16 protein-coding genes and 1 pseudogene are annotated in these 22,752 nt (G+C 67.8%); 9 read left to right on the top strand and 8 right to left on the bottom strand.

Annotated features, from left to right (window positions below):
• Positions 1-42: 42 nt before the first annotated feature.
• Positions 43-1,599: pseudogene (gene priA / locus P7D22_RS12300) on the top strand (replication restart helicase PriA); the annotation flags it as partial.
• Here the strand turns inward: priA and P7D22_RS12305 are convergent.
• Positions 1,596-3,218 (bottom strand): AMP-binding protein, encoded by a 1,623-nt coding sequence (locus P7D22_RS12305; protein ID WP_319934533.1) that lies wholly within the window; start codon positions 3,216-3,218, stop codon positions 1,596-1,598. The pseudogene priA and the gene P7D22_RS12305 overlap by 4 nt on opposite strands.
• Positions 3,219-3,327: 109 nt before the next feature.
• Between P7D22_RS12305 and P7D22_RS12310 the strand changes: the two genes are divergently transcribed.
• Positions 3,328-3,837: an RNA pyrophosphohydrolase gene (locus P7D22_RS12310; RefSeq protein WP_319934534.1), complete on the top strand. Its 510-nt coding sequence runs from the start codon at positions 3,328-3,330 to the stop codon at positions 3,835-3,837.
• 35 nt (positions 3,838-3,872) lie between these two features.
• Here the strand turns inward: P7D22_RS12310 and P7D22_RS12315 are convergent, their stop codons facing one another.
• The 3 genes from P7D22_RS12315 to P7D22_RS12325 all read right to left on the bottom strand — a co-directional run bounded on the left by P7D22_RS12315 (position 3,873) and on the right by P7D22_RS12325 (position 7,583).
• On the bottom strand, positions 3,873-4,808 hold the full coding sequence (locus P7D22_RS12315; RefSeq protein ID WP_319934535.1) for an ABC transporter substrate-binding protein: 936 nt from the start codon (positions 4,806-4,808) through the stop codon (positions 3,873-3,875).
• Positions 4,809-4,888: 80 nt separating this feature from the next.
• On the bottom strand, positions 4,889-5,944 hold the full coding sequence (locus tag P7D22_RS12320; protein ID WP_319934536.1) for an ABC transporter permease subunit: 1,056 nt from the start codon (positions 5,942-5,944) through the stop codon (positions 4,889-4,891).
• A 91-nt stretch (positions 5,945-6,035) separates the two neighbouring features.
• Positions 6,036-7,583: a sugar ABC transporter ATP-binding protein gene (locus P7D22_RS12325; protein ID WP_319934537.1), complete on the bottom strand. Its 1,548-nt coding sequence runs from the start codon at positions 7,581-7,583 to the stop codon at positions 6,036-6,038.
• Between the two features lie 235 nt (positions 7,584-7,818).
• Between P7D22_RS12325 and shc the strand changes: the two genes are divergently transcribed.
• Positions 7,819-9,798, top strand: coding sequence for a squalene--hopene cyclase (gene shc, locus P7D22_RS12330; protein WP_319934538.1), 1,980 nt, complete (start codon positions 7,819-7,821; stop codon positions 9,796-9,798).
• A gap of 13 nt (positions 9,799-9,811) precedes the next feature.
• On the opposite strand, the gene P7D22_RS12335 is transcribed toward shc, so the two are convergent.
• The 3 genes from P7D22_RS12335 to P7D22_RS12345 all read right to left on the bottom strand — a co-directional run bounded on the left by P7D22_RS12335 (position 9,812) and on the right by P7D22_RS12345 (position 13,848).
• Positions 9,812-11,287, bottom strand: coding sequence for a carnitine 3-dehydrogenase (locus P7D22_RS12335; RefSeq protein ID WP_319934539.1), 1,476 nt, complete (start codon positions 11,285-11,287; stop codon positions 9,812-9,814).
• Positions 11,284-12,192: a 3-keto-5-aminohexanoate cleavage protein gene (locus tag P7D22_RS12340; RefSeq protein WP_319934540.1), complete on the bottom strand. Its 909-nt coding sequence runs from the start codon at positions 12,190-12,192 to the stop codon at positions 11,284-11,286. The genes P7D22_RS12335 and P7D22_RS12340 overlap by 4 nt, the downstream gene beginning before the upstream one ends.
• A gap of 141 nt (positions 12,193-12,333) precedes the next feature.
• Entirely contained in the window at positions 12,334-13,848 is a 1,515-nt protein-coding gene (locus tag P7D22_RS12345) for a methyl-accepting chemotaxis protein (protein ID WP_319934541.1), read from the bottom strand.
• Positions 13,849-14,270: 422 nt separating this feature from the next.
• Here P7D22_RS12345 and carB point away from each other — a divergent pair, with 422 nt between their 5' ends.
• The 4 genes from carB to P7D22_RS12365 all read left to right on the top strand — a co-directional run bounded on the left by carB (position 14,271) and on the right by P7D22_RS12365 (position 19,757).
• Positions 14,271-17,594 carry a carbamoyl-phosphate synthase large subunit gene (gene carB / locus P7D22_RS12350; RefSeq protein ID WP_319934542.1) on the top strand — a complete coding sequence of 1,108 codons (3,324 nt, stop codon included), beginning with the start codon at positions 14,271-14,273 and terminating at the stop codon, positions 17,592-17,594.
• 169 nt (positions 17,595-17,763) lie between these two features.
• Positions 17,764-18,237 carry a transcription elongation factor GreA gene (gene greA / locus P7D22_RS12355; protein WP_319934543.1) on the top strand — a complete coding sequence of 158 codons (474 nt, stop codon included), beginning with the start codon at positions 17,764-17,766 and terminating at the stop codon, positions 18,235-18,237.
• A gap of 1 nt (position 18,238) precedes the next feature.
• Complete coding sequence (locus P7D22_RS12360; protein WP_319934544.1) at positions 18,239-18,733, top strand: hypothetical protein; 495 nt, start codon at positions 18,239-18,241, stop codon at positions 18,731-18,733.
• A gap of 1 nt (position 18,734) precedes the next feature.
• Positions 18,735-19,757, top strand: a complete 1,023-nt coding sequence (locus P7D22_RS12365) for a mitochondrial fission ELM1 family protein (RefSeq protein ID WP_319934545.1) — start codon at positions 18,735-18,737, stop codon at positions 19,755-19,757.
• Positions 19,758-19,820: 63 nt separating this feature from the next.
• On the opposite strand, the gene P7D22_RS12370 is transcribed toward P7D22_RS12365, so the two are convergent.
• Positions 19,821-20,450 (bottom strand): 2OG-Fe(II) oxygenase, encoded by a 630-nt coding sequence (locus P7D22_RS12370; RefSeq protein WP_319934546.1) that lies wholly within the window; start codon positions 20,448-20,450, stop codon positions 19,821-19,823.
• Positions 20,451-20,779: 329 nt separating this feature from the next.
• Between P7D22_RS12370 and trxB the strand changes: the two genes are divergently transcribed.
• Positions 20,780-21,781, top strand: coding sequence for a thioredoxin-disulfide reductase (trxB, locus tag P7D22_RS12375; protein WP_319934565.1), 1,002 nt, complete (start codon positions 20,780-20,782; stop codon positions 21,779-21,781).
• Between the two features lie 67 nt (positions 21,782-21,848).
• Positions 21,849-22,742 (top strand): LysR family transcriptional regulator, encoded by an 894-nt coding sequence (locus P7D22_RS12380; RefSeq protein ID WP_319934547.1) that lies wholly within the window; start codon positions 21,849-21,851, stop codon positions 22,740-22,742.
• Positions 22,743-22,752 lie beyond the last annotated feature (10 nt).

Raw genomic sequence — 22,752 nt, forward strand, 5'->3', positions numbered from 1 at the left:
TTTCTTCGATGGCTATAAAAGCAATCCCGGTTTCGCCATGGACTGCCTCGAGGCGTCACGGGTGCCGGCAAGACGGAGGTGTATTTCGAGGCCGTGGCGGCCGCCCTGCGGGCCGGACGCCAGGTGCTGATCGCCATGCCGGAGATCGCCCTGACGGCCCAGGCGCTCGACCGCTTCACGCAGCGTTTCGGCACCCGCCCGGCCGAATGGCATTCGGCCGTGTCGAGCCGCCGGCGCGCCCGGGTCTGGGCCGGGGTGGCGAGCGGTGACGTGAAGGTCGTGGTCGGGGCACGCTCGAGCCTGTTCCTGCCCTTCGGCAGCCTTGGCCTCGTCGTGGTCGATGAAGAACACGATCCCGCCTACAAACAGGAAGACGGGGCGGTCTACCATGCCCGCGACATGGCCGTGGTGCGCGGCCGTATGGAGGGCATTCCCGTGGTGCTGGCCTCGGCCACGCCGGCGCTCGAAACCCGCGTCAACGCCGCCGAAGGGCGCTACGGCCATGTGGTGCTGGCCGGTCGCGTCGGCGGCCGCACCCTGCCGGCGCTTGCGGCCGTCGATCTGCGCAAGACGCCGGCGCCGCGCGGCGCCTGGATCTCGCCGCCGCTTGCGACCGCGGTCGAGGAGGCGATCGGCCGCGGCGAGCAGGCCCTCCTGTTCCTCAACCGGCGGGGCTATGCACCCCTGACGCTCTGCCGCACCTGCGGCCACCGGTTTCAATGCCCGAACTGTTCCACCTGGCTGGTCGAGCACCGCTTCCGCAACGCATTGATGTGCCACCATTGCGGCCATGTGGAACGGCGGCCGACCCAATGCCCGGACTGCGGCAACCCCGACACGCTGGTGCCCTGCGGCCCCGGCGTCGAGCGGCTGGCCGAGGAGGTGACGCAACGCTTCCCCGACGCGCGGGTGCTGCTGTTGTCGTCCGACGCGCCGGGCGGTGCCGATCACATCCGGGCGCAGCTCGCCGCCATCGCGGCCCACGAGGTCGACATCGTGATCGGCACCCAGCTGGTCGCCAAGGGCCACAACTTCCCTGACCTGACGCTGGTGGGCGTGGTGGATGCCGATGTGGGGCTCGCCAACGGCGACCCGCGCGCCGCCGAACGCACCTTCCAGATGTTGCAGCAGGTGACGGGCCGGGCCGGTCGCGGCGCCAAACCCGGCCGCGGCCTGATCCAGACCTGGGAGCCCGACCACCCGGTGATGCGGGCGCTGGTGTCGGGCGACGCGGAACGCTTTTACACGGCCGAAACCGACGCCCGACGGGCCGCCGGCCTGCCGCCCTTCGGTCGCCTGGCGGCCCTGATCATCTCGGCCGGCAATCGCCATGCGGCCGAAGCCCATGCGCGCGGCCTCGCCCGCGCCTGCATGGCGACCGCTGCGGACTGGCGCGGCGACGGCCACCGGCTCGACACGCTCGGGCCCGCCGAGGCGCCCCTGGCGCTACTCCGCGGCCGCCACCGGTTTCGCCTGCTCGTCATGGCGAGCCGCGCAGTCGACCTGCAGGGCTTCCTCCGTGCTAGCCTCGCGGCAGGCCCGAAAGCGCGCGGCGACCTGCGGGTCGACATCGACGTGGACCCGCAAAGCTTCCTTTAGGGCGTGTCGCGCAGCAGCCGGCGCATCACCTTGCCGGAACTCGTCATCGGCAGGGCTTCGAGGAACGCGACCTCGCGGGGGTATTCATGGGCCGACAACCGCGTCCGGACGAAGCGCTGGATGTCGGTCGCCAGCTCCGGCGATCCGTCGTGCCCCGGGCGCAGCACCACATAGGCCTTGACGATCTCGGTGCGGAGCCGGTCGGGCTTGCCCACCGCGGCCGCGGCCGACACCGCCGGATGACCGAGCAGGCACTCCTCGATCTCGGCCGGCCCGATGCGATACCCCGCCGAGGTGATGACGTCGTCGTCGCGACCCAGGAAGCTGACAAAGCCGTCGAGGTCACAGCGGGCCTGATCGCCGGTGAGCATCCAGGCGCCGGCGAATTTCGCGGCCGTGGCTTCCGGCGCGTTCCAATAGCCGAGGAACATCGCCGGGTCGGGCTGCGCTACCGCGATCTGCCCGACCTCGCCCGGAGCACACGGCGTTGCGTCCGGCCGCACGACGCGCACCGTGTGGCCCGGCAGGGCGCGCCCGATGGTGCCGGGACGGCTGACGCCACCCTGCCCCCACGAGCCCAGCACGTAGTTGCACTCGGTCTGGCCGAACACCTCGTTGACCGACACCCCAAAGGCGTCGCGCCCCCAGGCGGCCGTCTCGGCCCCGAGCGGTTCGCCCGCCGCCGTGATGCTGCGTAGCCGGATGCACTGGCGCGTGCCGCCGTGCGGCTCCACGGCGCGCAGCATCCGCAGGGCCGTCGGCGGCACGAAGGCATTGCGGACCTCGCCTTCGGCCAGCAGCCGCCACACCGCGTCGGGGTCGAAACGCTCCGTCGGTCGCGCCAATACGGGCACGCCGCAATGCAGGCTCGGCAGCACGGCATTCAGCAGCCCGCCCGCCCAGGCCCAGTCGGCCGGCGTCCACATCAGGTCGTCGGGCTTCGGGAAGCCGTCGTGGGTCAGGCAGAAGCCCGGCAGATGGCCGAGCAGCACCCGGTGAGCATGCAGGGCGCCCTTGGGGCCCCCCGTGGTGCCGGAGGTGTAGATCATCAGCGCCGGCGCTTCGGCCGCGGTGTCCACGGCGTCGAAGTCCGGAGACTCGCGCGCCATCAGGTGCGGGAGATCCAGCACACCGGCGTCGGCGCCATCCACCGACATGACGGTGTTCAGGGCCGGCAGGCGTGCTCGAAGGCCTGCAAGCTTGGCGGCGCCTGGACCGTCGGTGACCACGGCCGTGCAGCCCGCATCGGCCAGGCGGAACGCCAGCGTATCGACGCCGAACACGCTGGCGAGCGGCACCACGACGGCGCCGAGCTTATAGATCGCCACATGGGCCGACACGACTGCGGCGCCCTGAGGCAGCAGCACGGCGACCCGATCGCCCTTCGCGACATCTTGCCGGCGCAGCGCCCCGGCGAGCCTGTTGGACCGCTCCCGCAGGGCCGCGAAGGGGGTGATGCGGCTATGGCCGCCGGCGTCGCGTTCGATGATGGCGGGACGCTCGGGCGTCCGCGCGGCCCAGCGATCGCAGATGGCGACACCGATGTTGTAGCGGCCCGGCACCGTCCAGCGGAACGGCGAGGCGGTCGCGTCGGGCTCGAGATCGGCGGATAACAGCATCAACAAGCGTCTTGGCGCCGGCAGGGCTGCGGCGGGGCGGCCATTGAATGTGCTGTCGCCGCGATGCACAAGAGCCGGCAGCGCTGCACACCGCCGGGAGTTGAACACCGTGAGCCAAACCCTGCCGTTCCGGCCCAACGTCGGCATCGCCTTGTTCAACCGGGAGGGACTGGTCATCGCCGGAATGGCGCTCAACGAAGGGCCGGAGAAGGTCGTGGCCGGCTTCGAATGGCAGATGCCGCAGGGCGGCATCGATCCGGACGAGGACATCGAGACGGCGGCGCGCCGCGAGCTGCTGGAGGAGACCGGCATCGGCGCCGTGTCGTTCCTGGCCGCCACGGATACGTGGTGGGCCTATGACTTTCCGCCCTATGCCGGACCGGCGCATTCGCTCAGCGGCTTCCGCGGCCAGATCCAGCGCTGGGTGGCACTGCGGTTCGAGGGCAACGACGGGGACATCAACGTGACGGCGCCCGAAAGCGGCCTGCGGCCCGAATTTTCGGCCTGGAGCTGGATGGCGCTCGGCGCCCTGCCCGATCAGGTGATGCCGCACAAGCGCCCGACCTATCGCAAGGTGGGGGAGGCGTTTTTCCGCTTCACGGCCGAAGCGGGCGCCTGAGGGCCGGGGCGCAAGGCGCGCCCCGGCTTTTCAGCTTAGCGAGCCGACTGCCAGCCCTTGTAGTCGCCGACATTCTCGCGCGTCACGAGCTTCGAGGGCACCAGGGTGGTGAGGCTGTCGGGCTTCTTGCCGGCCAGGATCTCGGTGCCGATCTGAACGCCCTTCTGGGCCAGGAAGTAGGGGTCCTGGCTGGCCGAGGCCATGATCATCGGGCTGTTCGGGTTCTTCAGCGCCGCCTCGATGTCGGGCGCGCCGTCGACCGAGGTCATCACGATGCCGGTACGGCCGAGCTGCTTGGCCGCAAGGTCGGAGCCGATCACCTGCGGGTCGTTGATGGCGAACAGGCCGTCCACCTTGGTGAAGCGGGTCAACAAGCTCTGGGCCACCGACAGGCCGCCGTCGCGCGAGCCCTTGGCGTCCTGGTCGCTCGACAGCACCTTGATGTCGGGCGACGCCGCAAACGCCTTCTTGCAGCCGACGACGCGGTCGATCACCGACGACACTTGCGGGCCGTTCTCGATGATGACGTTCCCCTTGCCGCCGATCTTGTCGATGATGAACTGGCAGGCGATCTGGCCGGCCTGGACGTTGTCGGTGGTCACCACCGCGTCGGCGCCGTCAGCCGCCGTATCGACCGCGATCACCACGATGCCGGCGGCCTGCGCCTTCTGGATGGCGGGCTTGAGGGCCTTCGGGTCGCCCGGGTTGAGCAGGATCAGGTCGACACCCGAGGCGATGAAGTTATCGATCTGCGTGACCTGCTTGCCGAGGTCGTAGTCGTAACCGACCGTCTGCACCTTGACGTTCGGGTTGGTCTTCTTGGCTTCGGCCTCGGCGCCCTTCGACAAGGCGATGAAGAACGGGTTGCCCAGTGAGCCGAGCGAGATGCCGATGGACTTGAGGTCCTTGGCCGAGGCGGCGCCATGGAGGCAGGCCAGCGCGGCGCCGGCGAGGAGAAGTTTCTTCAGCATGGTTTCCTTCCTGGATGGGTTGATCCCGGCGCCTTGGATGGTGCCGGTGTTCCAGCGCGAGGCTGAAATGGGGGATGGCCTCAGGTGCGGGCGCCACCGCTCATGCGGTAGCGGTCGAGCGCCACGGCGCCGATGATCACGAGGCCCTTGATGATGAACTGCCAAACGTCCGAAACGCCGGTGAGGATCAGGCCGTTGGCCAGCACCGCAATGATCAGCGCGCCGACCAGCGTGCCCACGATGGAGCCGACACCGCCCACGAAGCTGGTGCCGCCGAGGATCACCGCCGCAATGGCGTCGAGCTCGTAGCTGGTGCCGAGCTGCAGGCCGTTGGCGGCATACAGCCGGGCGGCCTGCATGACGCCGCCGAGGCCCGACAACAGGCCCGACGCCCCATAGGCGAAGAGCAGCACCGCCCACACCTTGATGCCCGACAGCCGCGCCGCATCCGGGTTGCCGCCCACCGCATAGATGTGCACGCCCAGCACCGTGCGGCGCAGGATGAACCACGACACGACGATGACGAGAACCGCGATGACGATCAGCCACGACACGCCGAACAAGCTGCCATTGCCGATAAAGGCGAACGGCAAGTCGGAATTGAACACCGTCTGATCCTGCCCGAGCAGGCGGGCGATGCCGCGCACGGCCGTCAGCGAGCCGAGCGTCACGATGAAGGGCGGCAGCCGCATGGCCGAGATCAGCGTACCGTTGATGAGGCCGAACACCAGGCCGGTCGCCAAGCCGGCCAGGATCGCCAGGATGCCGAAGCCGATCGTCCCGACCCCGGGCAGCAGCGACACGATCAAGGCCGTCATGGCCGACACGGCCAGCATCGAGCCGACCGACAGGTCGATGCCGCCGGTCAGGATCACAAAGGTCATGCCGGCTGCCAGCACCGTGTTGACGGCGGCCTGCTGGGCCACGGTCGACAAGTTCAGCGGGCTGAGGAAGCGACCGCTCGAAAAAGCTTGCGACACGTTGCCCGTGTCGACGTAGCCGCTGAGGAACTGGAACATCAGGCCGATCAGGATCAGGATCGGCAGCATGCCCACGGCGCGCAGGATCGTCTGCATGTGCTGCTTGGCGGCGACGTTCTTCTGCGTGGCGGCGTCGGTGGTCTTGACGGTCGACATGGCGTCCATCCCTCGTTCTGCGGTCCGGGCCTCTTGGGAGGCCTCATGGTGTTGAAGAAAGCCCGTGCGACACGGGCCTGGTTCAGATCGATCAGGATGCCTTGGCGATGTCGCGGTTGGCGGCGGTCGCCAGCGCGATGATGCTTTCCTGGTTGATGGCTTCGCCGCTGAGCGAGCCCTCGAGGTGCCCTTCGCGCATCACCAGAACGCGGTCGGCGATGCCGATCACCTCGGGCAGCTCGGACGAGATCACCAGCACGCCGGCGCCCGCCTTCGCGAGTTCGTCAATGATCCGGTAGATCTCGGATTTGGCACCGATGTCGACGCCGCGGGTGGGCTCGTCGAGGATCAGCACCAGGGGCTTGGTTTCCAGCAGGCGCGACAACAACACCTTCTGCTGGTTGCCGCCCGACAAGGACCCGACATTGACCTCGGGGCTGGCGACCCGGATCGACAAGGCCTGGATGGCGGCCTTGGCGCGAGCCTTCATCTTGCTGCGGTCGAGGATGCCCGAGCGGGCGTCCTTGCCGCAGATCATAAGGTTGAGGTTGTCCTTGACCGACATGTCGAGCAGCACGCCCTCGGCCTTGCGATCCTCGGTGAGGTAGACGAGGCCCGCGTCGATGGCGTCCTGGGGGCCCTTGATGGCGAGCGTCTTGCCGCCCAACACCACCTCGCCGGTCGTATGGCGGTCGGCCCCGAACAGCATCCGGGCCAGCTCGGTCCGGCCGGCGCCGACCAGGCCCGCAAGGCCCAGCACCTCGCCGGCATGCAGCTCGAAGGACACGTCCTTGACCCGGCGGCCGTCGCCCATGTGGCGGACTTCGAGCACGGGCGCCGCATTCGGGCGGAAATGGTGGTTCTTCTTATAGAACGAGCCGAGGTCGCGTCCGACCATCATCTTGACCACCGACTCGGGCGTCATCGCGTCGTGTTCGAGCGTCCCCACATAGGTGCCGTCGCGCAGGATCGAAACGCGGTCGGACAGCTCGTAAACCTCGGCCATGCGGTGCGATATGTAGATGATCGCGATGCCGTCGGCCCGCAACTGGCGCACCAGCGCGAAGAGCCGGTCGGTTTCGCGCGACGACAACGCCGTGGTGGGCTCGTCCATCACCAGGATGCGGCATTCGGAATGCACCGCACGGGCGATCTCGACGAGCTGCCGCTCGGCGATCGACAGGGTGGCGACGATCGTGCCGGGACCGAAGCTCGCGCCAAGCCGCGCCAGAACGGCGGCCGCGCCCTTGCTCATCGTGGCCCTGTCGATGAAGCCGCCGTTGCGCGGCTCCCGCCCGAGATAAATGTTCTCGGCCACCGTCAGGTTCGGCGACAACGCGAGTTCCTGATAGATGATCGAGATCCCGGCCGCCTTCGACTCGAGCGGTCCCCGCGTCACCAGTGGCACGCCACCGACCGATACGGTGCCGCCCGGGTCCGCCTGATAGGCGCCCGACAGGATCTTCATCAGCGTCGACTTGCCGGCGCCGTTCTCACCCATCAGGGCGTGGATCTCGCCGGGGAGCACCGTCAGCTGGACGTTGTTGAGGGCCTTCACGCCCGGAAAGGTCTTCGAAATGTTACGCATCTCGAGGACGGGGGCGCCGTTGCCCGGGGCCGGGACGGATCTTTCGGACATCACACTCCTCCACGTGAGCGCCAGCCCGTCACGATGAGAGCGGGTATGTGGCCCGTGCAACTCAGCATTGTCAAATACGATTGACAGTGTCGGACATGCTTATCAACATGGCATCACCGAGAGGCGAACCACCGCTGTTGCCCGATTGCGGCGACGCTCAACCACGTTCGCAATCCGGACGCAACAAGCCGTTCCGGCGCGAGACCTTCACGGAGGTGTCCTGTACAAGCACGGCATGCTGAGCCTCCAACCCGACACCCTGCAAGCCGTTGCGTTCGCGTCCCCTTCCCGGTCTTCCGCGCTGCACTCCGCCATCGATCGGGCCGTCGCGGCCCTTACCGACAGGCAGCAACCCGACGGCCATTTCGTCTTCGATCTCGAAGCCGACGCCGCCATTCCGGCCGAATACATCCTGTTGAAGCATTATCTCGGCGAGCGTGATCCCGTCCGAGAGCAACAGGGCGCCGCCTATCTTCGGCGCACCCAGGAAGATCACGGCGGCTGGCCCATGCTGGCACGCGGCCGGCTCAACCTGTCGGCGAGCGTCAAGGCTTATCTGGCGTTGAAGGCCGTCGGCGATTCGCCCGACGCCCCCCACATGGTGCGGGCACGCGCCGCCATCCTGGCGGCCGGCGGCGCGGCCCATGTCAACATGTTCACGCGCATCACCCTGGCGTTGTTCGGCCTCGTCCCGTGGCGCGCCGTGCCGGTGATGCCGGTCGAGCTGATGCATGCGCCCCGCTGGTTCCCGGTCCACCTGTACCGGATGTCCTATTGGGCCCGGACCACGCTGGCGCCTTTGCTGGTATTGATGGCCCTGAAGCCGCAGGCCCGGAACCCGGAACGCGTCACCATCGACGAATTGTTTCCCGTGCCGCCCTTCGCCATCCGCCATTGGCCCAAGGGCGCCAATCAACGAGGCCTCTGGGGGCACCTGTTCGGCGGCCTCGACCGGCTGCTGCGGGCGGCCGAGCCCTTGTTCCCGAAGGCGACCCGGCGCTCCGCCATCGACAAGGCGGTCAGCTTCATCCGCGAGCGGCTGAATGGCGACAGCGGCCTCGGGGCCATCTTCCCGCCGATGGCCTTCACGGTGATGATGTTTGACGCACTCGGCTGGCCGGCCGATCACCCTGAAGTGGCGACGGCACGGCGGGCGCTGGAACTGCTCGTCACCGGCAGCGACGCGGAAGCCTTCTGCCAGCCCTGCGTGTCGCCGGTCTGGGATACGGCGCTGTCGGCCCATGGGCTGATGGAGGCCGTGTCGCCCGACGACGGGCGCGCCCGGGCCGGTCTCGACTGGCTGGCGGCCAGGCAGGTGCTCGACGTGGCGGGCGACTGGGCCGTCCAGCGGCCGGGACTGCGGCCGGGTGGCTGGGGCTTTCAATACAGCAACCCGCATTACCCAGACCTCGACGACACGGCCGTGATCGTGATGGCGATGGACCGGGCCCGCGGCCAGGACGGCGACACCCGATACGACAACACCATCGCACGGGCGGCCGAATGGATCATCGGCATGCAAAGCCGCAACGGCGGCTGGGGGGCCTATGACGCCGACAACACCGCCACCTACCTGAATGCCATCCCGTTTGCGGACCACGGCGCTTTGCTGGACCCGCCGACCTCCGACCTGACGGCGCGCTGCATCTCCATGCTGGCGCAGCTCGGCCATCGCCCGGCCACGAGCGCGCCGTTGCGGCGCGGCCTCGCGTTCCTGATGCGCGAGCAGCACCCCGAGGGCAGCTGGTTCGGGCGCTGGGGCGTCAACTACATCTACGGCACATGGTCGGTGCTTTGCGCCCTCAACGCCGCGGGGCTGGAACCGTCCGATCCCGCCATCGCAAGGGCGATCGCCTGGCTCGAGCGCATCCAGAACTCCGATGGTGGCTGGGGCGAGGACGACGCCGGCTACGAGCTCGACTACAAGGCCTACCAGCCCTCGCCCAGCACGGCCTCGCAAACCGCCTGGGCGCTGCTCGGGCTGATGGCGGCAGGCGGGGTCGACAGCCCGGCCGTGGCGCGGGGGACCGCCTATCTGGTGGCCCAACAGTGCTCAGACGGATTCTGGCCCGAGGAACGCTTCACCGGGGTCGGCTTTCCGCGCGTGTTCTACCTGCGCTACGACGGCTATCCGAAGTTCTTTCCGCTTTGGGCGCTGGCCCGCTACCGCAACCTCAAACACGGCAATGCCGCCAGCGTCATGCTCGGCATGTAGGCGGGACCGGCGCTCAGCCGGCCCGCTTGAGCCCCACGGCACGACCGGCGGCCTCCGGCCGCGGCAAGTCGGCATGCAGGGCCACGAGATCCGCCACCGCGCCTGCCATGGCACCTGTGGCGGCCACGACCTTGTCGAGTTTGGTGTCGACGTGCAGCAGCATCTGCTCGGCGCTGGCCACGAGATCACCGTCCTTCAGCAGACGGTGGAAAACATGCAGCCGCTTCGCGTTTCCACCCAGCACCTGGGTTTCGACCGACAGGCGGTCGCCGAGCTTCGCCTGGCCGCGGTGCATCAGATGCGTTTCGGCCGTGAAGAACGAATGGCCGCCCGCCAGATAGCCGGCATCGAGCCCGAGCCGCCGCAGCAGTGCGTCGGTGGCCTCGGCGCAGCACTGCAGGTAGCGGCTTTCCGTCATGTGGCCGTTGTAGTCGATCCACTCGGCCGACACGGTGCCGGACCACAGCGCCAGCGGCCCGCCTGCGACGGGCTCGGGCACCGCGACGCCGAGCCGCTCGACGAGTTGCGCCTCGTAGCGCTTCAGCACCGCGCCGGCGCCGTAATCCTCCGACCGCAGGCCACCCAGCACGGCGATCAGGCAATCGTCGCGCTTGCGTTCGAGCGTGCGGATCGACACGCCGGCCGCCTGGGCGTCGGAATCCGCCGACACGCGGTCGATCAGCGCCCCAGTGAGCTCGGGCGCCTCGAGCCGGGTCCAGGGGAGTTTCAGGGCGGGGCCGAACTGGGCCAGGAAATGCCGCATGCCGGCCTCGCCGCCCGCCAGCCGGTAGACCAGGAAGGTGCCCATGAAGGACCAGCGCAACCCGGCGCCGAACCGCACCGCGTCGTCGATTTCCTCGGTGGTGGCGACGCCGTCATTGACGAGCCACAGGGCCTCGCGCCAAAGCGCCTCGAGCAGCCGGTCTGCGATGAAGCCGTCGATCTCCTTGCGGACCTGCAGGGGCCGCATGCCAATGCGCTCGTAAAGCGCTGTCGCCTCGGCCTTGGCGGCTTCCGAGGTGCGGCTACCCCCGCAAACCTCGACGAGCGGCAGGAGATAGACGGGATTGAAGGGATGCCCCACGACGAGCCGCTCGGGATGCACCATGCCGGCCTGAAGCCGGGTCGGCAGGAGGCCCGAGGTCGAGGTGGCGATCACCACCTCGGGCCGCGTCGCGGCATCGACCTCGGCCAGCACCCGCACCTTGAGCCCTTCGATCTCGGGCAGACTCTCGACCACGAAATCGGCTTCGCCGACCGCCTCGGCCAGAGTGGCCGCAAGGCTCAGCCGGCCTTCCGGCAGGGTCAGGCCGGAGAATAACTTCGCCTGGGCGCGCCGGGCGTTGTCGAGCACCGCGTCCAGCTTGCGGGCGAGCTCCGGGTCGGGGTCGTAGACCGCAACATCGTAGCCGTTCACCAGGAAGCGGGCCGCCCATCCGGCACCGATGACGCCGCCGCCGACGAGCCCGATCGTGCGGATCGCGCTCATGCGGCCGCCCTCTGGCCAGGCTGCCGCAGGTGTAGCCGGGTCCGCACCTCGGCCGGCGTCAGGATGTGGGCCCCCATGCCGGTCAGAACCGAGACGGCGCGCTCGACCAGTTGCGCGTTGGTGGCCGGCACGCCGCGGTCGAGGAACAGGTTGTCCTCGAGACCGACCCGGACGTTGCCGCCCGCCAGCGCCGCCATTGCCGCATAAGGCAGTTGTTTGCGGCCGATCGAGAAAGCGCTGAACACGGCGTTTTGGGGGAGGTTCTTGACCAGCGCCATCAGGGTGAGCGGATCGTCCGGCGCCCCAAAGGGGATGCCCATACAAAGCTGGATCATCGCAGGCCCGTCGATCAGGCCTTCCTTGATGAGCTGGTGGACGAAGACCAGATGGCCCGCATCAAACACCTCGAGCTCCGGCTTGACGCCGAGCGCCTGCACCTGACGGGCCATGGCCCGCAGCGTCGAAGGCGTGTTGGTCATCACATAATCGCCAAGCGAGAAGTTCATCGTGCCGCAATCGAGCGTGCAGATCTCCGGCAGAAGCGCCGCCACATGGGCGAGGCGCTCGGTCGGGCCCACCATGTCGGTTCCGGCGGGATCGAGCGGCAGCGGTCGCTCGCCCGCGCCGAACACCACATCGCCGCCCATGCCGGCCGTCAGGTTGATCACCACGTCGGTGTCGGACGCCCGGATGCGCTCGACCACCTCGCGGTAGAGCGCCACGTCACGGGAGGCCTTGCCGGTTTCGGGGTCGCGCACGTGGATGTGGGCGATGGCGGCCCCCGCCCGCGCGGCCTCGATCGAGGCTTCGGCGATCTGCTGGGGCGTGACCGGCACATGGCGGCTTTTCGCCGTGGTGTCGCCCGCCCCCGTGACCGCACAGGTGATGAAGGTCTCGAAGTTCATGGGCCGGCTCCACTGAGTCGGCTCAAGGTTGCGCAGCCGGGTCGGGCCGGCTTGGCGCCCCGCGACACGGTCGTGGCTCCGGGCGACATCCGTCTGACGGCCGGCGTGCTACGCCCGGCGCCGCGGCCCTGGTGTTGATCTTCAGAATTCTTCCCAGGTCTCCTCGGCAGGCCGCCCCGCGACGGACTTCAGCGCAGCGCCCCCGCGCCCCACCGTTTTCAGCGCCGGCACCGTGGCCCGCACGGCAGAGCGGCCGCCCTGCTGCTTGCGACCCCGGGCCCGGTCGACGGCCGGTGCGGCGCCGGTCTGGAAGCGGTCGAGCATGCGGGTCAGTTCTTCCGCCTCCTGGGTCAGCGACCGGCTCGCGGCCGTCGACTCTTCGACCATGGCGGCGTTCTGCTGCGTCACCTGATCCATCTGGTTGATGGCCGTGTTGACTTCCTGCAGTGCCGTCGCCTGTTCCTGGGCGCTGGTGGCGATGTCCACCACCACGCCGTTGATGTCCGCCACCTGGGTGGCGATGCGGTCGAGCGCCTGGCCGGCGTCGCCGACGAGACCGACGCCTTGGCTGACATGCACCGACGAGGTGGAGATCAGACCCTTGATGTCCTTGGCGGCTTCCGCCGAACGCTGGGCCAGGGCCCGCACCTCGGAGGCCACCACCGCGAAACCACGGCCCGACTCACCGGCCCGCGCGGCCTCGACGCCGGCGTTCAAGGCCAGCAGGTTGGTCTGGAAGGCGATCTCGTCGATGACGCCGATGATCTGGCTGATCTGCTGGGACGAGCGCTCGATGGCGCTCATCGCCTGCACTGCCTTGGCCACCACGTCGCCCGAGCGCTCCGCGTCCGCCTTGGCGCTCGCCACCACGTCGCGCGCATGGGCGGCGCCCTGGGCCGACTTCTTCACCGTGGCGGTGATCTCGTCGAGTGCCGCAGCCGTCTCGGCCAACGAAGCGGCCTGCTGTTCGGTGCGGCGTGACAGGTCCTCGGCGGCGCTGCTGATCTCGCCCGAACCCGCCGTGATGGCGGAAGCGTTACCGGCGATGCTCGACAGGGCCGTGTTCAGTTCGTCCACGGTCTTGTTGAAATCGGTGCGCAATTGCTCGAACTCCGGCTCGAAGGCGTCCGTCAGCTTGTACATGAGGTCGCCATCGGCGAGGCGGTCGAGGCCCGAGGCGAGGGTTTTTACGACATGGCCGTGCACGCGCGCAGCCGCGTCCGAATCCGCTTGCCGCGCGGCGCGCTCGTTCTCGACCGGCGTGATGTCGCTGGCAAATTTAACGACCCGATAAACCTTGCCGGTGGCATCGACGAGCGGGTTGTAGGAACCGAGGATCCAGATGGTGCGGCCGTCACGCCCGACGCGCTTGAACTTTTCAAGTACATATTCGCCGCGGCGCAGGCGCTCCCAGAAGGCGCTATAGTCCGCGCTTTCACCGACCGAGGGTTCGACGAACATCTTGTGATGGCGGCCGACCACGTCGGGCAGGCTGTAGCCCATGACAGACAGAAAAACCGGGTTGGCCGTAATAATGGTGCCGTCCGGCTCGAACTCGACCACGGCCTGGACCTGGTCGATCGCCCGGATCTTGCAGATCATGATCCGAAGCTCGGCTTCCGAGAAGCCGAGATATCCTTTCGCCCGACCGAACATGACATCCCTCTCTGTTATTTGTTCGACCTTCGACTGCAAAACCTAAAATTTTCGCTGCATGACCCAGCGTCATCAAGGCTTTCGCCAATGAGCCGGTCGGATGAGAGCGCTTCCCGTCCATCCATGCGACGGCATGACGAATGGAACCTTTCACACACGGGGCACGGAGGTTACCGCGCCTTCGCATCCTCCTTCCCGCGACGCGAAGGACGGCCACGCCTGTGACCAAGAGCGCTCCGGTGCCGCCGCTTTCCTTCCAAGACGTTTTCCGTTACGGGGTTCACAATCGAGGCAGGTTGTTCGGGCGTGGTCGCCGCCCCCCGGGTGGCCAGCCGTCCGGGATATTCGCCCTCGCGTCACAGATAGGGCCGCTCGCGCGGCCCTTTTTCATGCCGCCGGGCATCTGACCGAGTTGAAGACCCATGCCGAAGCGCACCGATATCGCCACCGTGATGATCATCGGCGCCGGTCCCATCGTGATCGGTCAGGCCTGCGAGTTCGATTATTCCGGCACCCAGGCCTGCAAGGCCCTGCGGGAAGAAGGCTACCGGATCGTCCTGGTCAATTCGAACCCCGCCACCATCATGACCGACCCGGACATGGCGGACCGCACCTATGTGGAGCCGATCACGCCCGAGATCGTGGCCCGCATCATCGCGGCGGAGCGTCATGCCGTGCCGGGCGGCTTCGCGCTGCTACCCACCATGGGGGGCCAGACGGCGCTGAATTGCGCGTTGTCGCTCAACAAGATGGGCGTGCTGGCCGAACACGATGTGGAGCTGATCGGCGCCACCGCCCACGCGATCGACAAGGCCGAAGACCGCGAGCTGTTCCGCGACGCGATGACCAAGATCGGCCTCGACACGCCGCGCTCGCATCACGTCAACAGCCTCGCCAAGGCCCTGGCGGCGCTCGACGACATCGGCCTGCCGGCCATCATCCGCCCATCCTTCACGCTGGGCGGCACCGGCGGCGGCATCGCCTACAACCGCGAGGAATATATCGAGATCGTCGAAGGCGGCCTCGACGCGTCGCCGACCAGCCAAGTGCTGGTCGAGGAAAGCGTCCTCGGCTGGAAGGAGTTCGAGATGGAGGTGGTCCGCGACAAGGCGGACAATTGCATCATCGTCTGCTCGATCGAGAACATCGACCCGATGGGCGTCCACACGGGCGATTCCATCACGGTGGCGCCGGCCCTGACGCTGACCGACAAGGAATACCAGATCATACGCGACGCCTCGCTGGCGGTGCTGCGCGAGATCGGCGTCGAAACGGGCGGCTCCAACGTCCAGTTCGCCATCAACCCGGCCAACGGGCGGATGATCGTCATCGAGATGAACCCGCGCGTGTCGCGCTCTTCCGCGCTCGCCTCGAAGGCCACCGGCTTCCCGATCGCCAAGGTCGCGGCCAAGCTCGCGGTCGGCTACACGCTCGACGAAGTGGCGAACGACATCACGGGCGGCGCGACGCCGGCCTCCTTCGAGCCGACCATCGACTATGTGGTCACCAAGATCCCGCGCTTCGCCTTCGAGAAGTTTCCCGGCGCCGAGCCGATCCTCACCACGGCGATGAAGTCGGTCGGCGAGGCGATGGCGATCGGGCGCACCTTTGCGGAAAGCCTGCAGAAGGCGCTGCGGTCGCTCGAGACGGGGTTGTCGGGTCTCGACGAGATCGCCATCGACGGGCTCGGGCAAGGCGACGATCCCGCCGTGCTGCGGGCCGCGCTCGGTAAGCCGACGCCCGACCGGTTGCTCAACGTCGCCCAGGCGTTGCGCCACGGCATGAGCCATGCGGACATCTACGAGGCGTGCCGCATCGACCATTGGTTCATCGAGCGGCTTCAGGAGATCGTCGACCTTGAGGCGAAGGTGCGCCGCTTCGGCCTGCCGAAGACGCCGGGCGCGCTGCGCGGCCTGAAGGCCGCCGGCTTCTCGGACGCGCGGCTCGCAGCCCTCGCCGACACCACCCCGGACACGGTGGCGACGCTGCGCAAGTCGCTGGACGTCCGCCCGGTGTTCAAGCGCATCGACACCTGCGCGGCGGAGTTCGCGTCGCCCACCGCCTATATGTACTCGACCTATGCGGCCCCCTTCGCCGGGGTGCTGGCCGACGAGGCCCGTCCGAGCGACCGCACCAAGATCGTCATTCTGGGCGGTGGCCCGAACCGCATCGGCCAAGGCATCGAGTTCGACTATTGCTGCTGCCACGCGTGTTTCGCGCTGAGCGAGGCCGGCTACGAGACCATCATGGTCAATTGCAACCCGGAAACCGTGTCGACCGACTACGACACGTCCGACCGGCTATATTTCGAGCCGCTCACGGCCGAGGACGTGTTGGCGATCCTCGACAAGGAACGCGAGGCTGGCACCCTGAAGGGCGTCATCGTGCAGTTCGGCGGCCAAACACCGTTGAAGCTCGCCAAGGCGCTCGAGAAGGCCGGCATTCCGATTCTCGGCACCTCGGTCGATTCGATCGACCTCGCCGAGGACCGCGACCGCTTCAAGCGCCTGCTCGACCGCCTCGACCTGAAGCAGCCCGAGAACGGCATCGCTTATTCGGTCGAGCAAAGCCGCACCATCGCCGGCAAGCTCGGCCTGCCGCTCGTGGTGCGGCCCTCTTATGTTCTTGGCGGGCGCGCCATGGCGGTGATCCGCGATCAGGCCGGGCTCGACGACTACCTGCTCGGCACCCTGCCGGGGCTGGTGCCGGCCGACGTCAAGGCCCGCTACCCGAACGACAAGACCGGCCAGATCAACACGGTGCTGGGCGAGAACCCGCTGTTGTTCGATCGCTACCTGTCGAATGCCACCGAGGTCGACGTCGATTGTTTGTGCGACGGGACCGACGTGTTCATCGCCGGCATCATGGAGCATATCGAGGAAGCCGGCATCCATTCGGGCGACTCGGCTTGTTCGCTGCCGCCGCGCTCGCTCTCCGCCGACACGATCGCATCGCTCGAGGAGCAAACCCGAAGGATGGCGCTGGCGCTCCACGTCGGCGGGCTGATGAACGTGCAATATGCCATCAAGGACGGGCAGATCTTCGTGCTCGAGGTCAACCCGCGGGCGTCGCGCACGGTGCCGTTCGTGGCCAAGGTGATCGGGGTGCCGCTCGCCAAGATCGCGTCGCGCATCATGGCGGGCGAGCCGCTCGCCTCTTTCGGGCTCCGCCAGCGCACGCTTGACCATGTCGGCGTCAAGGAATCGGTGTTTCCCTTCGCGCGCTTCCCCAACGTCGACACGGTGCTGGGCCCGGAAATGCGCTCGACCGGCGAAGTGATCGGCCTGGCCCGTTCGTTCGAGGTGGCCTTTGCGAAGAGCCAACTCGGCGGCGGCACCAAGGTGCCCAAGGAAGGCACGGTATTCGTGTCGGTGCGGGACGTCGACAAGCCCCGCATCCTCCCCACCATGAAGGCCCTGTCGGCGCTGGGGTTCAAGATCCAGGCGACGGGCGGCACCTTCAAGGCGCTGCAGGCCGAAGGCGTGTCGGTGTCCAAGATCAACAAGGTGTCGGAAGGGCGGCCGCATATCGTCGACGCCATCAAGAACGGCAGCATCGATCTCGTGTTCAACACGACCGAAAGCGCACTCGCCTTGTCGGACAGCCGATCGCTGCGGCAGGCTGCCCTTATGCACAAGGTGCCCTATTATACGACCATCGCGGGGGCGATCGCGGCCGCCCAGGGGATCGGTGCTCAAAAGAGCGGGGATCTGGAAGTGCGGGCCTTGCAGGATTATTTCGACTGATCGAAGCTCCGGGCCTCCGCGGAGGCAACCGCGGGCCGGGCCTTGGGTCGACGGTGCCGAACCGTCGACCCAAGGCCCGTTTTGCGTTCGGCGGCGTCGCTGGCGGGCGGTCATCAAGGGGAGCGGCAGGCTGCGCGACGCGGCCGCCACGTTGAGAAGAGTTGAAACCATGGACAAGGTGCCGATGACCACGGGCGGCTATGCCGCCCTTGAGCAGGAGTTGAAGACACGACAGCAGGAAGAGCGTCCGCGCATCATCCAGGCGATCTCCGAGGCGCGCCAGCACGGCGATCTGTCCGAGAACGCGGAATATCACGCCGCCAAGGAATCGCAGTCGCTCAACGAGGGCCGCATCGCCGAGGTCGAGGACAAGCTGTCGCGCGCCGAAGTCATCGACGTGTCGAAGCTTTCGGGCAGCACCATCAAGTTTGGCGCTACCGTGGACCTCATCGACGAGGATACCGACGAGGAAAAGACGTTCCAGATCGTCGGTGAGACCGAGGCGGACGTGAAGCTCGGCAAGGTGTCGATTTCGTCTCCCACGGCGCGGGCCTTGATCGGCAAGAAGGTGGGCGACACCGTCGAGGTGAACACCCCCGGCGGCGGCAAGAGCTACGAGGTCACCAAGGTGTCGTTCCGTTAAGATGCCGGTCGATCGTCGCCGCATCCTGGTCGGGCTCGGCGCGGCCCTGGCGGCGGGCGTCGTGCCCGCCGTGGCCCAGCAGAGCGCCCGCTTCGCGGCCATCCGGGTCGACGCCGAGCCGCTTGCGCAACGCGGCGGCAGCTCTGCGGCGACACTGATCGCCCAGCTCATGCCGGGCAAGATGCAGGACGTGTTCGGCGACCTTCTGGCGCCCCACGACCGCGGCCTGCCGGTGCTGGTGGCCAGGATCGACACCATCTACATGCCGGGCTACGCGGATTCGCGTCAGGGCCCGCTTTACGGGCTGCAGCAGGATACGCTGTCCGGAGCGGGCCTCGTGGTCAGCGGCCGCGTCGTGCAGGCCGAGACGCCGCTGCACGTCAACCTGCCGTCGAGCTATAGCGGCGCCTATTACCTGCCCGATATCGACCAGCGCCGCATCGAGTCCCTGTGTACCCAGTTCGCTTATTGGCTCCGCCGCGGAATGCAGCTCTGAAGTGTTGATTGCCGCGGCGCCGGGCGCTCTTCTGCCCTCCGGCCTCACCAGTTGGGTCATCACGGACGGCAAGGTCGGCGACGAAGTGCATTGCTTCGGCATCGCGGCGGCGCTTGGCCTGACGCCGCACCGTCGCCTCGTTAGACCGCGTGCACCCTGGAGCTGGATGGCCCCCTATGGGCCGGTCGACTGGCGCGATGCCCCGCACCGGCCGGGGAGCCCCATCACAAAGCCGTTCCCGGATATCGCCATCGCATCCGGCCGGCGCACCGTGCCCTATCTCCTGGCCCTCAAGCAGGCGTCGGGGGGACGGACCTTCACGGTGTTCAGCAAGGACCCCTACCGGGGCCGCGGCGCCGCCGACGTCATCACCGTGCCGGCCCATGACGCTTTGCGGGGCGACAACGTCATCGCCACGCTGACGTCTCCGCATCGCCTGACCGAGGCCGGCTTCGCGTCCGCCCGCGCGACGCCCGACGCCCGGCTGGCGACCCTACCCGAACCGCGCATCGCCATGATCCTCGGTGGCCCGAGCGGCCGCATCGACATCACGGCGGCAGATGCGGACACGCTGGCCGGCATCGCGACCCAGATGGTGACTGAGGGGCATGGCCTGATGCTCACCCCGTCGCGGCGCACCCCGGACTTCGTCATGGAGAAGCTGCGGGCCGCGCTGTCGGACGCCATGCGGGCGGGCCGCGCCTTCCTATGGGATGGGTCGGGGGCGAACCCTTATGGAGCGATCCTGGCCCTGGCCGACGCCATCGTGATCACCGGCGACAGCGTCAACATGATCGGCGAAGCTGCCATGTCGGGGGCGCCCATCCATGTCGTCGAGGCGACGGGCCACCATCCGAAGGTGACGAGGTTCATCGACGGCATGGTCGCGGCGGGAGCGGCCCGCCGCTGGACCGGCAGGCTGGAACGCTTCAGCTACGAGCCCATCGATGCGACGCCGACGATCGCGCGCGGCATCGCAGAGCGTTTCCACGCCTTCCAGGCCAAACGAAGCGCCGCCGCCTGACGGTCGGGCAGCGCGCCGGCAGGGCCGGCGACGCTGGATGAACCCTGCCTCGCCGGACAGCCTTCAAAGGCGGATGAGCGCGTCCGGAAAGGACAATTGTTCGCGGGCGCGCCAATCCGGGGTGACGTAGTTCAGGATCACCGATTTGCGGACACCCGAGATCGGACGCTTTTCGAAGCCATGCCAGGTGTCGGAGCCGGGCACGAAGATCATCGCGGCGTTGCGGATGAACGGCGACGCGCCGACATGCTCGGTCTTGCTGGCGTAGATATCGGTGCCGAGCGTCTCGTGGCCGGGCCCCTGCGACAGGTAGATCAGGCAGGTGAACTTCTTGACCCCGAGATCGGTGTGGGGCTCGAGCCAGAAGCCATCGATGTCCTGGGCATATTCGAGCCGCAGGTAGGTGTTGTCGAGAGGCGCGTCGAAAGCCTGCGCCAGGTGGTCGGTGACCTGACGCGACTGCAGCGCCTCGGCGATCCGCGCCATGACGGGAAAGCGGGCCATGTTGGCTTCGTCGAAATACGAGCGCGTGTCGTTGTGCAACTCGCGCTTGCCCGACACGCCGTCGAGCGACGGCGCCTTGAACGGCAGGTCTGCGAGTTCGTCGGCGTCCGCCTTGGGGAACAGATTGTCGACCAGGTAATGCGCATAGGGCGCGGCGAAGCTCCGGCGCTTGTCGACGCTGGCGATCACCGATGAAACAATGTCGGAAACGGCGGGAGCCAGGCCGGCGGACTGAGGCGCTGTGGCTAGAGTCATGAAACAGCTTTCGTGTTGGCACGCGTCGGCGCGCAGGCCGTCCACCATCAGGCGGCGACAGCGCAGCCTAAAGCCGCAGAAAAACGGCGGCAAGAAGACGCCATACGCGCCCACCCGATCTCGGCGTCAAGGCGCCAGCGTTCCGTTCCGCGGCCCTGGGCAATCTTGCGGCAGGACGCCCGCATCCCTATGACTGGATGCAACCTTCTTGCATGACGACCCGCATGGCCCGCGAGGGACAGGCCGGCCGACTGGTAGATCCGATGCCGCAGACCCATCGCACACGCGCCCTCATCATCGGTGCAGGCCCGGCCGGCTACACGGCCGCCGTCTACGCGGCCCGCGCCAACCTCGAGCCCATCGTGGTGCAGGGGCTACAGCCGGGCGGCCAGCTGACCATCACCAGCGACGTCGAGAACTGGCCCGGCGAAACCTCGATCCTCGGGCCCGACCTGATGGAGAAGATGCGCGCCCAGGCCGAGCATGCCGGTGCCCGCATGATCTTCGACATCATCGTCGATGTGGATTTCAGCAAGCGGCCCTTCACCTGCCGCAGCGACGGGGGCGATACCTTCATCGCCGACACCGTCATCATCGCGACGGGCGCCCAGGCCAAGTGGCTGGGCCTGCCATCCGAACAGATGTTCATGGGGGCGGGCGTCAGCGGCTGCGCGGTCTGCGACGGGGCCTTCTTCCGCAACAAGCACGTCGTCGTCGTGGGCGGCGGCAATACGGCCGTCGAGGACGCGCTCTACCTCACCCGCCATGCCAGCAAGGTGACGGTGGTGCATCGCCGCGACCGCTTCCGGGCCGAGAAGATCCTGCAGGAGCGGCTGCTCAACAATCCCAAGGTCGAGGTGGTGTGGAACCATCGCGTGGCGGAGATCACCGGCGGCGGCACGCCCCGCAAGGTCACCGGCATCAGGCTACAGCACACGGGGACCGACGCCGTGACGACCCTCGATACCGACGGCGTCTTCGTGGCGATCGGCCATGCGCCCGCGACCGCCGTGTTCCAGGGGCACCTGCCGACCGATGCGGACGGCTACCTGCTGACCGCGGCCGACTCCACCGCGACCGCCATCCCGGGCGTGTTCGCGGCCGGCGACGTGAAGGACAAGATCTATCGTCAGGCCGTGACGGCTGCCGGCATGGGCTGCATGGCGGCCCTCGAGGCCGAGAAATTCCTGGCCGAGCACGATGCGGACCCGAAGGTGCGGGATCGCGAAGTGCGGCATGAGGACATGATCGGCGCCTACGATTAGCATGCATTGCTCATCGGACGCCCGGGCCATCCGGCGGCCGCAACCATAACAACGGGAGGGCATCGAGGTGGATTGGGACAAGCTGCGGGTGTTTCAAGCGGCGGCCGATGCCGGATCCTTCACCCATGCGGGACAGGTGCTGAACCTGAGCCAATCCGCGGTGAGCCGGCAGATCAGCGCGCTCGAACAGGACCTGGAGGTGCCGCTGTTTCATCGGCACGCCCGCGGACTGTTGTTGACCGAACAGGGCGACCTGCTGTTCCGCACCGTGCAGGACGTCATGCAGAAGCTCGACGCCGTGCGGACCCACCTGACCGACAGCCGCGAAAAGCCGAACGGCGAATTGCGCATCACCACGACATTCGCGCTCGGCACCGGCTGGCTCGCGCCTCGGGTCGGCGAGTTCATGTCGCTTTATCCCGACATCAGGCTGCGCATCATCCTCACCGACGAGGAACTCGACCTCGGCATGCGCGAGGCGGATCTGGCCCTGCGCCTGCGCGAGCCGATGCAACCCGACCTCATCCGCCGCCGGCTCTTCACCGTGCATTACCACGCCTATGCGTCGGCCGATTACCTGAAGCGCTACGGCCAACCGCGATCGGTCGACGACCTCGATAAGCACCGGTTGATCGGCTACGAGGGCGGCCCGGCCAATTACCTGACGCAGCTCCTCAACACGCTGCAGAATACCGGCCGCGACGCCAAGACGGTGCGCCCCTCGGCCTTGACGGTGAACAACATGACCGCGATGCAGCTCGCCGTGCAGAGTGGCGCCGGGGTGGCGGTGCTGCCCGACTACCTGATCGACGCCGAGAACGAGCTGGTGCAGTTGCTGCCGCAGACCGATATGCCGGAACTCGACTGCTATCTGGTCTACCCGGAGGAACTGAAGAGCGTGGCCCGCGTCCAGGTGTTCCGCGACTTTCTCGTCACCAACGCCCAGCGCTGGCGCTACTGAGGGCGCGGGC

Source organism: Lichenihabitans sp. Uapishka_5 (genome assembly GCF_033947565.1).
Lineage (GTDB): Bacteria > Pseudomonadota > Alphaproteobacteria > Rhizobiales > Beijerinckiaceae > Lichenihabitans.